This window comes from Streptomyces sp. NPDC020362, assembly GCF_040642095.1.
Lineage (GTDB): Bacteria > Actinomycetota > Actinomycetes > Streptomycetales > Streptomycetaceae > Streptomyces.
Window position 1 is genome coordinate 1 of sequence record NZ_JBFAET010000239.1, and the last position, 12,188, is coordinate 12,188.

General features: G+C 73.5%; 9 protein-coding genes and 2 pseudogenes. 3 read left to right on the forward strand and 8 right to left on the reverse strand.

Features of this window, described 5'->3' with window-relative positions; genetic code table 11:
• Positions 1 to 84 (forward strand): annotated as a pseudogene (locus tag AB0H32_RS42325) (hydrogenase maturation nickel metallochaperone HypA); the annotation flags it as partial.
• A gap of 783 nt (positions 85 to 867) precedes the next feature.
• Here AB0H32_RS42325 and AB0H32_RS42330 read toward each other — a convergent pair.
• The 5 genes and pseudogenes from AB0H32_RS42330 to AB0H32_RS42350 all read right to left on the reverse strand — a co-directional run.
• Positions 868 to 1,551, reverse strand: a pseudogene (locus tag AB0H32_RS42330) (VWA domain-containing protein); the annotation flags it as partial.
• A 57-nt stretch (positions 1,552 to 1,608) separates the two neighbouring features.
• On the reverse strand, positions 1,609 to 3,867 hold the full coding sequence (locus AB0H32_RS42335) for a tetratricopeptide repeat protein (RefSeq protein ID WP_361133046.1): 2,259 nt from the start codon (positions 3,865 to 3,867) through the stop codon (positions 1,609 to 1,611).
• Entirely contained in the window at positions 3,864 to 5,555 is a 1,692-nt protein-coding gene (locus tag AB0H32_RS42340; protein WP_361133049.1) for a serine protease, read from the reverse strand. The genes AB0H32_RS42335 and AB0H32_RS42340 overlap by 4 nt, the downstream gene beginning before the upstream one ends.
• A 186-nt stretch (positions 5,556 to 5,741) precedes the next feature.
• Complete coding sequence (locus tag AB0H32_RS42345) at positions 5,742 to 6,203, reverse strand: TIGR03668 family PPOX class F420-dependent oxidoreductase (RefSeq protein WP_361133052.1); 462 nt, start codon at positions 6,201 to 6,203, stop codon at positions 5,742 to 5,744.
• Between the two features lie 17 nt (positions 6,204 to 6,220).
• Positions 6,221 to 6,871, reverse strand: coding sequence for a phosphoribosyltransferase family protein (locus AB0H32_RS42350; protein WP_361133055.1), 651 nt, complete (start codon positions 6,869 to 6,871; stop codon positions 6,221 to 6,223).
• A 173-nt stretch (positions 6,872 to 7,044) separates the two neighbouring features.
• Between AB0H32_RS42350 and AB0H32_RS42355 the strand changes: the two genes are divergently transcribed.
• The gene (locus AB0H32_RS42355) at positions 7,045 to 7,812 is read left to right on the forward strand and encodes a polysaccharide deacetylase family protein (RefSeq protein ID WP_361133070.1); all 768 of its coding nucleotides are present in this window, start codon (positions 7,045 to 7,047) and stop codon (positions 7,810 to 7,812) included.
• Positions 7,813 to 7,823: 11 nt separating this feature from the next.
• On the opposite strand, the gene AB0H32_RS42360 is transcribed toward AB0H32_RS42355, so the two are convergent.
• On the reverse strand, positions 7,824 to 8,837 hold the full coding sequence (locus AB0H32_RS42360; RefSeq protein ID WP_361133058.1) for a DUF2278 family protein: 1,014 nt from the start codon (positions 8,835 to 8,837) through the stop codon (positions 7,824 to 7,826).
• Between the two features lie 191 nt (positions 8,838 to 9,028).
• On the opposite strand from AB0H32_RS42360, the gene AB0H32_RS42365 reads away from it, so the two are divergent.
• Entirely contained in the window at positions 9,029 to 9,469 is a 441-nt protein-coding gene (locus tag AB0H32_RS42365; protein WP_361133061.1) for an SRPBCC family protein, read from the forward strand.
• 19 nt (positions 9,470 to 9,488) lie between these two features.
• On the opposite strand, the gene AB0H32_RS42370 is transcribed toward AB0H32_RS42365, so the two are convergent.
• Positions 9,489 to 10,640, reverse strand: coding sequence for an XdhC/CoxI family protein (locus tag AB0H32_RS42370; RefSeq protein WP_361133064.1), 1,152 nt, complete (start codon positions 10,638 to 10,640; stop codon positions 9,489 to 9,491).
• A gap of 45 nt (positions 10,641 to 10,685) precedes the next feature.
• The gene (locus AB0H32_RS42375) at positions 10,686 to 12,143 is read right to left on the reverse strand and encodes an NCS2 family permease (protein WP_361133067.1); all 1,458 of its coding nucleotides are present in this window, start codon (positions 12,141 to 12,143) and stop codon (positions 10,686 to 10,688) included.
• Positions 12,144 to 12,188 lie beyond the last annotated feature (45 nt).

The window sequence follows — 12,188 nt, forward strand, 5'->3', positions numbered from 1 at the left end:
CCGCCGTTCTTCTGGTGCCCGCGCTGTGACCGGCCCTCGCAGGACCTGCGCAGCGGACGGGAACTGGAGATCACGGGCGTCGAAGCGGTCCGGGCACTCGATGAGTTCGTCGGGGCCGGGCGGGTCCGGTGGACCGGCCTCGGGTGGGCCGGCGGCCTGGACGCCTGCGGCCGGCTGTCGCGGGGGTGTGGTCATGGCGCTGGAGAGGATCAGGTGCTGCCAGTCGACGTCCTTGAGACCGTCGCGGACACGGCCCGCGCCCGGCGCGGCCTCGACGCGGCGCAGTGCGTCCAGCAGGGGGGTGTCGCCCAGTTCCGCGGCCAGCGCCAGCGCCCGGGCGAGTTCCCGGTCCGCCGTCGCCCGGCCGTCCGCGCGGCGCAGCCAGGCCCGGTAGGCCCGGGCGACGGCGGCGCTCGCCTGCTGGTACAGCTCGTGACGGCGGACCCCGGGGTGCTGTCGTGAGGCGTCGAGCGGGTTGTCGGTCCAGCGGACCAGGATCGGCTGCGGCGCGGGCAGCCGTACCGTGCGCCCGAAGTCGGGGACGACCACGTCCACGGCGGCGAGCTGGAGGTCCTCGCCGATCTCGCGGCCGGTCGGGTCGGCGGTCAGGACGACCTGGAAGTGCCGGGCCTCCTCGCCCCAGGCCCGGGTGACGTACTCGGCGCCGCGTTCGCCGAACCCGTCGCCGGTGGCGAGGAGTTCCTGCTCGTTGGGCACCACCTGCTTGACCTGGCGGATCACCGTGCCGGGGGTCGGGGTGAGCTTGATGCGCAGTTCGGGTACGGCCGTGCCCAGCAGTCCGCCGACCAGTTCCTCGTACGCGGTGGGCAGTTCGGACTCCCGGCGGACCGCTCCGGCCCGGCCGTGCAGCCGCCGGGTGATGCGCAGCAGGAGGTCGGCGTCCCAGTCGTCGCCGATCCCCCAGGCGTCGCAGACGAACCGGCCCTCGCAGGCGTCGAGGACGGTGTCCAGCCGCACGGCGCTGCGGTGATCGTGTTCGTTGCGCCCGTCGGTGAGGAGCAGGACGTGCTTGATCGGCGCGGAGTGCTGCTTGAGCAGCCGCCGGGCCAGGTCGAGCCAGGTGCCGATGGCGGTGCCGCCGTCCGCCTCCAGGATCCGTACGGCGCGTTCGGCGGCCTCGCGCTCGGCGGGCCCGGCGACGGCCAGCACCGTACGGCCGGGCCCTGGGTGGACCACGGTGGCGTCGAACCGGCCGGAGAGCACGGCGAAGGCGGTGCCCTCGGGCAGCAGCCGGATCGCGGCGGCCGTGGCGTCCTTGGCCGCGTGCAGTTTGTCGGCCGGGTGGAGCATCGAGCGGGAGGTGTCGACGATCAGCACCTCGGCGAGTGCGGGTCCGCTGCCGCGGGCGGGCCCGGTGGCGGTCCCGGGGGCGCCGCCGCCGCTGACCGCGATCTCCAGGATGGCGTGCATCTCGCGGCCGGGCGGGTGCCCGGCCGCGGCGGGCACGGCGGGCAGATCCTTCTGCTGGCCGACCGCGAGAGTCACCTCGACGCCGTTCCCGGCGTTCCCGGCGTGTCCGGCGACGCTCATGGTTGCGTCCCCTCGCTTCCCTGTGGGCTGCTGCGTGCTCCTGTGGGCTGTGCGTGCTCAGAACGTGGTCATCGGCCGCACCGCGTGCGCCAGGTCGAGCAGCCGGCCGTGTTCGCCCGCGGTGCGCGCCTGGGCCGCCAGGTTCCGGAAGGACTGCTCCAGCAGGACGCGCAGGCTCTCCACGTCGCCGGAGCCGAGCAGCCCGCCGGCGGGGAACTCGGGTCCCCAGCCCTGCGCGGGGCGGCAGTGCAGGACGTTCTCGCGGACCTCGGCGACCAGCCGGGCCCGTGACTCGCCGTCTGCGGCGCCGCCGTCCAGGTGCAGCTCGGGCAGCCGCCGGTCCGCGTCCCGCAGGTCGGCCGCCGACGGCGGGCTGCCGTGCAGGATGCCGGCGCGGATGCGGACGGCCGCGATGCGGGCGGCGTCGTGGTGGCGGGAGGTGGCGGGGACGTCGTCGAGGACGTGTACGGCCGCGTCCCGGTCACCGGTGGCCAGGTGGCCGCGGGCCAGGCCGAACGCGGCGGCAGTGTGCGCGAAGTCGCGTGCCCACACGGCTTCGTAGAACCGCATGGCGCGCAGGGTGCGCTGGTCGCCGCCGTGTTCGGCGCAGTGGCCGAGGGCGAGCTTGGGCACGTACTCGCCGGGCAGCGCCTGGTAGACCGCCTCGAAGCAGCTGCCGGCCTCCCGCACCTCGGCCCTGCTCAGGTGCAGGACACCGCGGTGCCAGGCGATCCGCCAGTCGTAGGCTGCGGCCCGTTCACCGAGCTGGGTGGCGGCCTCGGCCAGCCAGTTCTCGGCCTCGCCCTGCTCGCCCCGTCTCAGGTGAGCGCGGCACAGCCACAGTGCGGTCTCGGGGGTGCCGAGGCGGGATTCGCGGGGCCACTGGCGGGCGACCCGGTCGGGTGCGTCGGGCGGGAAGGTGTCCAGCAGCAGGGCGGCGCCGTCGTCGGGGTCGGGGACCGGCTCGGGGAGGGCGCCGGCGGCCTCGGTGGCCGGGGGCGGGGAGACGTCCAGGCCGGCGGGGTGTTCGCCCAGGCGGCGGGTCCAGTGGTCCAGGGAGGGGATCGCGCCGAGTCCGGCGTGCAGGCCGGCCTCGGTGGCGCGGAACCGGGTGGAGCTCTCGGGCAGCTGCTCGCCGAACTGCAGCGAGCGGAACTCGCGCAGCACCTCCCACAGTTGCCGGGACATCTCGGCGGCCGAGCGGAACCGGGCGCGGGGCTCGGCGTGGGTGGCGCGGTCGATGAGGCGGCGGAAGGAGTCGCCCGCGAGACCGCGGGCCGCTTCGGTGCCCCGGGCCAGGGCCTGCAGGGTCATGCCGACGGTGTAGAGGTCGCTGTCGACGTGCCAGCCGCGGCTGTCGACCTCCTCCTTGGGCGGCGCGAAGGTCGCGGTGTAGACGTAGGCCGAGCCGCGGTCGCCGATCGCGCGGACCGCACCGAGGTCGATGACCTTGACGGCCCGCCCGAAGTGGATGACGTTGGCGGGTTTCATGTCGCAGTAGAGCAGCCCGCGTTCGTGCATGTACTGCAGGGCGCCGAGGATCTTGCAGCCGTAGGTGAGGACGTGGTCGAGGCGGGGGCGGCCGTGGAAGATCCGCTCGGCGTCGTCGGCGTCGAAGAGCTGCTGCAGGGAGCGGCCGCCGATGTAGTCCATGACCAGGTAGCCGGTGGGCGGGCTGCCGCTGACCTCGTGTTCGGCGTAGGTGATGATGCGGACGATGTCGGGGTGGTGCAGATCGGTGAGCGAGCGGCGTTCCTCGACGGCGTTGCGGCGGGCGAGCGCGTCGTGGACGTTGATCAGCCCTTTGAGGACGACGCGGTAGCCGTCGGCGCGGGTGTCCTCGGCGAGGTGGATCCAGCCGAGGCCGCCGCGGGCCAGGCAGCCGAGGACGCGGTAGTGGCCGGCGACCACGTCGCCCTTGTTCAGCTGGGGCAGGAAGGAGTAGGGCGTGCCGCAGCGCGGGCAGCGGCCGGTGGCTCGGGCGGGCTGGCCGCCGTAGCCGATGCCGACGGTCGTGGTGCAGCCGTTCGCGCCGCAGCGGCGGCCGCCGGTGGGCGGCCGGGGGTCCTCGACGAGCCCGCCCCCGGGGACCGGGACGTCGGGCAGCCGGACCAGCGCGTGCTGGTCGAGTTCGCCGACGCCGGCGACGGCGTGGGTGGGCTGCGGGACGGGGGGCGCCTCGGGGGCCGGGCCGGTGGCCGGGGGCGGTGCGACGGGCTGCTCGGACTGTGGTTCCCGGTGCCGGTGCCCGCAGGTGTCGCAGTAGCCGGTGCCCATGATGCGGCCCGCGCAGCCGGGCCGGATGCACGAGGTCATGGGGCGCCCTCCCTTCCGGGTGCCGTGCCGGAGCAGAATGCGACGAACGCCTCGACGGCGCTCTCCGCCCGGTCCACGTCGCAGGGGGTCTGCCGCAGCTGGGACAGGGCGTCTTCGTAGAGCCGGTAGGCCACCACGACCCGGTCGCCCCGGTCCGCGGCCCGCTCCCTGCACAGCGGCCACTCGGCGGTGATGCGGCCGAGGAGTTCCCCGCGGCGGTGCAGCCGGGCGTCGAGGACGGAGAGTGCCTGTTCCAGACGCTGCCTGCGGCGTTCTGCAGCGTCCTCGAAGGTGAACATCAGGTCGGCCCGCCGGGGTTCGCGCTCGCGTTCGGGGGTGTGGGCGACCCAGGCGCGCAGCATCCGGGTGCGCCGTACGCCGGCCTCGGCCTGGTCGAGCAGGGTGCGGGTGCCGGGGTCCGGCAGGACGCGGTCGCGTCGCTCGTCGAGCGCGGGCCCCAGCTCGTCCACGATGCGGTCGAGTTCGTGGTGCAGCCGGGTCCAGCGGGCGTGCAGCGGGCGCTGGACAAAGGATTCGGCGGCCTGGGCGGCGCGGCCGCCGCGGCGGCGGAAGGCCAGGAGCAGACGGGCCCCCTGCTGGGCGAGCCGGTCCAGCAGGCGCAGCAGGTCGTCGGGGTCGGCGGCCTGGTCGACGCCGACCAGGACGGCGGCGAGCGGGGTGCGCAGGGCGCCGAGCCGTTCGGGCCGGGGGTCGCCGCGGATCCCCAGCCTTCCCGCGATCCGGTCCATCACCTGGTCGGCCGTCATTGCCGCGACGTCCAGGGCGAGGTCGTGACCTCCGGGTGGGGGCACGGTCTCGGGCGGGTCGTGGCTGAAGGCGCTGGTGTTCTGCTGGGTGCGCAGTTCCCGGTCGGCCAGGGTGACGGCGCGGGTCAGGGTCCAGGCGCGGTGGCTGCGGGCGGGCACCACGGTGACGAGGACCGGCCAGCCCTCGCCCCGGAACCAGGAGGCGAGTTCGGTGGCGAACGGCACGTCGAGCCGGCCGGTGGCGCCGCTCGCGCCGGTGCGCAGCGCCGGGTCGACGGCTTCGGCGCCCTCGGTCCAGGCGGCGATCTGCGGCAGATGGCTCAGGATCGTCTCGGTGGGGCTCATGTAGCTGAAGACGGAGCCCGGTCCCTCGTCGACGCTGAGGACGATGCCGATGACCTCGTCGGTGGCGTGGTCGACCACTCCCCCACCACTGAAGCCGGGGGCGGCGCGTTCGTCCGGGGACTGCGGTCGCAGTTGCACCTGGCTGTCCCGGCCACGGGCGGCGACCAGGGTGGCGCCGTGCCAGCGGCCGCCGTCGTCGCCGTCCGGGAAGCCGTACATGCTCACGGGCCCGTGCGGCGAGGCGAGCCGGTAGAGCCTGGTGGTGTGCTCGGCGGGCAGCGGCTCGGCCAGCCGGAGCAGGGCCAGATCGCCGCTGCGGTCGCCGAAGGCGTCCTTGCGCTGCGGTACGTGCTCGTCCGCGCCGGCCGTGGCGGCGACGCCGGGTACGTCGGGCACTCCGACGAAGTGGACGACGTAGGGCCGGCCGGGGCGCACGACATGGGCCGCGGTGAGCACCCGGTCGGGGGCGAGCAGCACCCCCGCGCCGAGGACCTGCCCGTCCGGCTCTTCGATGCGGGCGATCCAAGGTGGTGTCCGTAACCGCGACTTGACGGCTCGCTCCCCCGTGCGCGTCATGTCACCCGAGGTTACTCCGCGTGGCCTTCCGGTACTACTGGTATGCACGGGGTTGTCACGGACGGCCGGGCCGGCGCCGTCCCAGGCTGGTCTGCGGGCTACCCGCCCGGTCCGCCTCAGGGCGGTCCGCAGGCCTCCCGCCCGGTCCGCCTCAGGATTGGCCTGCGCGCCTCCCGCCCGTCCGCCTCAGGATGGTCTGCGCGCCTCCCATCCGGTCCACCGCCGTACCGTGACGGTGATCACCGCCCCGTCCGGCGGACGGTCCCGGTACTGCGGGTACTTCGCCCGCAGCAGACGCACGGCGTTCTCGTACGCGTGCCGCACGGCGGGGTCGGACGCGTCGGGCGGCAGGATCCGGGCCTCGCCGTCGGCGCGGACCCACCACAGGCGGTCCCAGTTCTCGTCGTAGGCGTCCGCGAGCAGGCAGACCGGCGGGTGTGCCGCGATGTTGCGGAGCCGTGCGAGGCGGGTGGTGGTCTTCGGTTTGTGGTCGACGGCGGTCACGAGCCGGTCGGTGCCGTCGGCGGTGTGCACGGCGAAGACCACCGGCACCTGGTGGGGGCGGCCCGCCGGGCCGACGGTGGCGAGCCGGGCGATACGGGCCGCGGTGAACCGGCGTCGCGCCTCCGCCTCGGCCAGCCCGGGCATCCTCGCTCCTCGGTCTCTCAGCGGGCGTGCAGCGCGTGGAGCACGTCGAGCACGTCGGCGTCGGTCAGCTGCTCGAAGTCGTCGTACCACTGGCCGACGGCGCTGAAGGCGGCGGGCCGGTGCGGGCAGACGACCAGGTCGGCTTCGGCGGCGAGCAGATCGAGGGAGTCGGGGGCACCGACCGGGACGGCCAGGACGGTCCGGGCCGGGGCCCTGTGCCGCAGGTGGCGCAGGGCGGCGCGGGCGGTGGCGCCGGTGGCCAGGCCGTCGTCGACGACGATCACCGTACGGCCCGTCAGGTCCGGGGGCGGCCGGTCGCCGCGGTAGAGCTGCTCGCGCCGGGCCAGCTCGCGCCGTTCGCGTTCCACGACCGGGGCGAGCCGCTGTTCGGTCAGTCCGAGGTGGTCGAGGGTGTCCGCGTCGAAGAGGGGCTCGTCGCCCGGGGCGAGGGCTCCGACGGCGAACTCCTCGTGGTGCGGGGCGCCGATCTTGCGGACGACGAGCACGTCGAGCGGGGCGCCGAGGGCCCGTGCGACGGGCGCGGCCACCGCGATCCCGCCGCGGGGCAGGGCCAGGACGAGGGGGTCGGGAAGCTCGCCCCTCTCACTCAGTTCGCTCAGCAGGCCGGCGAGGGTCCGTCCGGCCTCGGCGCGGTCCCGGAAGCGCATGGGCTCGTCCTCTCGCCGGGGTCCTCTCCTCCCCCGTACCTCCATGGTGCTACGGCGGCCGGACCTGTCGCCGGAACGCCCCGGGGGTATCGATCAGACCGACTATACACTGTGTGTATAGTTCCGGCATGTCATTTCCGACGTCGACCGGGACGAACCCGGCATCCAAGAAGATGCACCGAGGGCGCCGGAGGTTGCGCCCGACCGCCCTCGCCTCGGCCGCCGCCTTCCTGGCGCTGACCGCCTCCGGGTGTGCGGAGGTCGACACCACCGCGCCCAGCTCGGTCCGCGCCGAGGCGGCACACGGGGCACCGGGCCGGTTCGGGACCGTCGACTGCCGCGAGGCCAAGTGCATCGCGCTCACCTTCGACGCCGGGCCCAGCGAGAACTCGGCGCGGCTGCTGGACATCCTCAAGGAGAAGAAGGTCCCGGCCACCTTCTTCCTGCTCGGCAAGCGGCACATCGTGAAGTACCCGGAGCTGGTCAAGCGGATGGCGGCCGAGGGTCACGAGGTCGCGAACCACACCTGGGACCACAAGATCCTCACCCGGATCTCCGACTCCGAGATACGCGAGGAGCTGAAGCGGCCGGACGACGCGATAGAGCGGCTCATCGGACGCAGGCCCACCCTGATGCGCCCGCCGCAGGGGCGAACCGACGCCGACGTGCACCGGATCGCCAAGGAGCAGGGCCTGGCCGAGGTGCTGTGGAGCGTGACCGCGAGCGACTACAAGACCACCGACTCCGCGCTGATCAGGAAGCGGGTCCTGGAGCAGTCGTCCCGGGACGGGATCATCCTGCTGCACGACATCTACCAGGGCACCGTGCCCGCCGTTCCCGGCATCATCGACGCCCTCAAGGCGCGCGGGTACGTCTTCGTGACGGTGCCTCAGCTGCTGGCACCCGGCAAGGCCGAGCCGGGGAAGGTGTACCGGCCCTGACGTGCCACCGCTCAGAACACCACGGACCAGCCTTCACGCGCGGCCTGTTCGGCGGTGTACGAGACGCCGTGCACCTTGAGGCCCGACGCGTCGAGGAGGGTGATCTCGCCACCGTGGTCGGTGAGTCGGCTGCCGTCGGCGACGGGTACGGCGACAAAGGCGCCCGGTGCGAGGGGTGTCGCGGCGGGAACCGGCACGCCCGCGCCCTCCCGGGCGACGAGGCGCCAGCCGGTCAGGTCGACCGGCTCGGGCGAGGCGTTGAGGATGGTCACGGTCTCCGCCTCGGGCGCGGGGCCCGTGGGGTTGACGAGCGCCGCCACGATCCGCACGGGCCGCGTGCCGGGCCCGGGCCGGGTGCCGTCGACCCCGGCGAGGGGGCGGCCGGTGGTGTCGTCGGTGTGCCAGGACTGGCTCTGGAAGGCGAGGAAGATGCCGACCCAGCGGGACTGGCCGGGGAAGTGCAGCAGCAGTCCGCCGTCCTGCCAGACCCCGTCGTCGCCGAGGAAGCGCCCGCTGTTGCCCTGGTTCATATGGATGTCGTGGACCCCGTTGCCGGGCAGGAACCCGAACACCTTGTCCTTGACGTGCGGTTCGGGGCCGAAGCGGGCGCCGAAGAGGTGCAGGCGTGCGTCCGGGTCGTCCACCGCGCGCCGCACGTAGTGGTCGAGGAGGTCGGCGAGGTCGTTGTCGGGGCCCGCGACGTCCGGCGGCAGCGTGCGCAGGCCGGCCGGGTCGAAGAGGTTGCCGCGCACGAAGTCGAGGTTCGGGCCTCCGGGACCGGGCAGCAGCGGGTTCCAGCCGTCGGACAGCTCCTCCAGACGACCGGTCACCGGGTGCCGGAAGTCGTCGGCGACCAGGTAGAGCAGGTCGGCCGGTGCCTGCTGGGAGAGCACATTGACCGCGGCGCGGTAGTGCGTTCCGCGGTCGTCGGTGAGGTGGATCTGATAGTGCGGAGTTTCCCGCTCACCCTCGCGCCGGGTACCGATGGCACGGGCGATCAGGACACCGTAGGTCTTCAGTGGCATGTGGATCAACTCCCCCTGCGGGCGGGCGGGTTGCCCGGCCCATGGCAGGAAGCGTGAACGGGCGGCCGTCTGCCCTCCGCCCCGCGTCGGCGGTTTCCGGATACGACTTCTCACGGACGTCCGGCTGCGCCGAGCGGGTGATCCGGGAGCGAAGGCGCAGGTGGTCGGCGCCCATTCCCTACGATCGTGCCGTGCCCACCTTCTCATTCGAACGTACGGCCCCGCTCCCTCTGGACGAGGCATGGCGTCGGCTCACGGAGTGGCCCCGCCACGGTGCCGTGGTTCCGCTGACCCGGGTCACCGTGGTCACTCCACAGCCGACCCGGGAGGGCACGCGCTTCGTGGCCCGTTCGGGCCTGGGCCCCCTCGCCTTCAACGATCCCATGGAAGTCACGATCTGGCATCCGCCGGCGGACGGTGGCCCCGGGCTGTGCCGGCTGGAGAAACGCGGGCGGGTCGTCCTCGGGTGGGCCGAGATCGAGGTCGGGCCGGGGCCCGGCGGGCGCACGCGCGTGGTGTGGCGGGAGGAGCTGCGGATCCGCTTCCTGCCGCGCTTCTTCGACGGCGTCGTGCAGGGCACGGCCCGCGCGGTGTTCGGGCGGGCCGTGAACCGGCTGCTGCGGCGGCCGTGACGGCCCCGGGACCGGCCCCTCAGGCCACCGACCCGATCAGCCCCGCCGGACGCGAGGCCGGGTCGTGGTGGATCGGGGTGTGGGCACCGGTGAGGGACGCCCCGCTGCCGCCGCGCCGGTTCGCGACGATCTCCGCAGCGATCGACAGCGCCGTCTCCTCCGGCGTACGGGCGCCGAGGTCGAGGCCGATCGGGGAACGCAGGCGCGCCAGTTCCAGTTCGTTGACCCCGACCGCGCGCAGGCGCTCGTTGCGGTCGAGGTGGGTGCGGCGGGAGCCCATCGCCCCGACGTAGGCGACCGGCAGGCGCAGGGCCAGATGGAGGAGCGGCACGTCGAACTTGGCGTCGTGGGTGAGGACGCACAGGACCGTACGGCCGTCGACCTCGGTGCGCTCCAGGTACGTGTGGGGCCACTCGACGACGATCTCGTCGGCCTCGGGAAAGCGGGTGCGGGTGGCGAACACCGGGCGGGCGTCGCACACCGTGACGTGGTAGCCCAGGAACTTGCCGACCCGCACCAGGGCCGAGGCGAAGTCGATCGCGCCGAAGACGATCATCCGGGGAGCGGGGACGGAGGACTCCACCAGGAGCGTGAGCGGGGCGCCGCAGCGCGAACCCTGCTCGCCGATCTCCAGGGTGCCGGTGCGGCCCGCGTCCAGGAAGGCGCCGGCCTCGGCGGCCACCGTGCGGTCCAGCTCCGGATGGGCGCCGAAGCCGCCCTCGTGGGAGCCGTCGGGCCTCACGAGCAGGGCCCGGCCCATCAGGTCGGCCGGTCCCGTCACGACCCGCGCGACCGCCGCCGCCTCCCCACGCGCGGCGGCGGCCAGCGCGGCCGCGACCACCGGCCGGGCGGGACCGTCCGCCCGGACCGGCGTGACGAGGATGTCGATGATGCCGCCACAGGTCAGGCCGACGGCGAAGGCATCCTCGTCGCTGTACCCGAAGCGCTCCAGAACGGTCTCGCCGTCCTCCAGCGCCTGTTGGCACAGCTCGTACACGGCGCCTTCCACACACCCGCCGGAGACCGAGCCGATGGCCGTGCCGTCGGCGTCCACCGCGAGGGCGGCGCCGGGCTGGCGCGGGGCGCTGCCGCCGACGGCCACCACGGTGGCGACGGCGAAGTCACGGCCCTGCTCGACCCACCGGTTCAGCTCCTCGGCGATGTCCAGCATCTCTCGGTCTCCTAACGGGGTTGTGTGGAAGGGCACTCGGGGCGGCTAGTGCACGCCGAGCCAGCCCTCGATGGGATGGAGCGCGAAGTACACCAGGAAGATGACCGTCAGACCCCACATGAAGGCCCCGATCTCGCGGGCCTTGCCCTGGGCGGCCTTGATGGCCACGTAGGAGATGACGCCCGCGGCGACACCTGTGGTGATGGTGTACGTGAACGGCATCAGGACGACGGTCAGGAAGACCGGGATGGCGGTCGCGCGGTCGGCCCAGTCCACGTGCCGGGCGTTCATCAGCATCATGGCGCCGATGACCACCAGGGCGGCGGAGGCGACCTCCTGCGGGACGATCGCGGTGACCGGGGTGAAGAACAGACAGGCCGCGAAGAACAGGCCGGTGACGACGGAGGCGAGACCCGTACGGGCGCCCTCGCCGACGCCCGTGGCCGACTCGATGAAGACCGTCTGCCCGGAGCCGCCCGCCACGCCGCCGATGGCACCGCCGGCGCCGTCGATGAACAGTGCCTTCGACAGGCCCGGCATACGGCCCTTGTCGTCGGCCAGCTCGGCCTCGGTGCCGACGCCGATGATGGTGGCCATGGCGTCGAAGAAGCCGGCGAGCACGAGCGTGAAGACGATCATGCCCACGGTCATCGCGCCGACCTTGCCCCAGCCGCCGAACTCGACATGGCCGAAGAGTGAGAAGTCGGGCATCGAGACCGCGCTGCCGTGCAGTTCGGGGGCGCCGTTCGCCCACTGCTTGGGGTCGATGACGCCGGCGGCGTTGAGGACCGCGGCGACGACGGTGCCGGAGATGATGCCGATGAGGATGGCGCCGGGGATGTTCCGGGCCTGGAGCATGAAGATCAGCAGAAGGGTGCCGGCGAAGAGCAGCACCGGCCAGCCGGTGAGCTGGCCCGCGGGGCCGAGGCTGACCGGGGTGGCCTTGCCCTGGTGCACGAAGCCGGACTTGTACAGGCCGATGAGGGCGATGAACAGGCCGATGCCCATCGTGATGCCGTGCTTGAGCGCGAGCGGGATCGCGTTCATGATCATCTCACGCAGGCCGGTGACGACCAGCAGCATGATGACCACGCCGTACATCACGCACATGCCCATGGCCTGCGGCCAGGTCATCTGCGGAGCGACCTGCGAGGACAGGACGCCGGAGACGGAGAGGCCGGCGGCGAGGGCCAGTGGCACCTTGCCGACGAAGCCCATCAGAAGCGTGGTGAAGGCCGCCGCGAACGCGGTCGCCGTGATCAGGGCCTTCTGGCCCATCGTGTCCCCCGCCGCGTCCTTGCCGGACAGGATGAGGGGGTTGAGCAGGAGGATGTAGGCCATCGCCATGAAGGTGGTGATGCCGCCGCGGACCTCTCGCGAGACCGACGATCCTCTTCTGGATATGTGGAAGTACCGATCGAGCCAGGACCGCCCGGCCGGGACGCGGCTGCCATCGCCCGCGTCGTCGGCTGCGGTCCTGGGCTCCACTGACTGCTGGGTCATGGTGCCATCTCCCAAGGTTCACAGGGGCACCCGTGCAACCGCCCT

Excerpts from the sequence above, each read along its gene's own strand:
- AB0H32_RS42335 (WP_361133046.1), bottom strand. The coding sequence starts at position 3,867 with ATGACCTCGTGCATCCGGCCCGGCTGCGCGGGCCGCATCATGGGCACC.
- AB0H32_RS42340 (WP_361133049.1), bottom strand. The coding sequence starts at position 5,555 with ATGACGCGCACGGGGGAGCGAGCCGTCAAGTCGCGGTTACGGACACCA.
- AB0H32_RS42345 (WP_361133052.1), bottom strand. The coding sequence starts at position 6,203 with ATGCCCGGGCTGGCCGAGGCGGAGGCGCGACGCCGGTTCACCGCGGCC.
- AB0H32_RS42350 (WP_361133055.1), bottom strand. The coding sequence starts at position 6,871 with ATGCGCTTCCGGGACCGCGCCGAGGCCGGACGGACCCTCGCCGGCCTG.
- AB0H32_RS42355 (WP_361133070.1), top strand. The coding sequence starts at position 7,045 with ATGCACCGAGGGCGCCGGAGGTTGCGCCCGACCGCCCTCGCCTCGGCC.
- AB0H32_RS42360 (WP_361133058.1), bottom strand. The coding sequence starts at position 8,837 with ATGCCACTGAAGACCTACGGTGTCCTGATCGCCCGTGCCATCGGTACC.
- AB0H32_RS42370 (WP_361133064.1), bottom strand. The coding sequence starts at position 10,640 with ATGCTGGACATCGCCGAGGAGCTGAACCGGTGGGTCGAGCAGGGCCGT.
- AB0H32_RS42375 (WP_361133067.1), bottom strand. The coding sequence starts at position 12,143 with ATGACCCAGCAGTCAGTGGAGCCCAGGACCGCAGCCGACGACGCGGGC.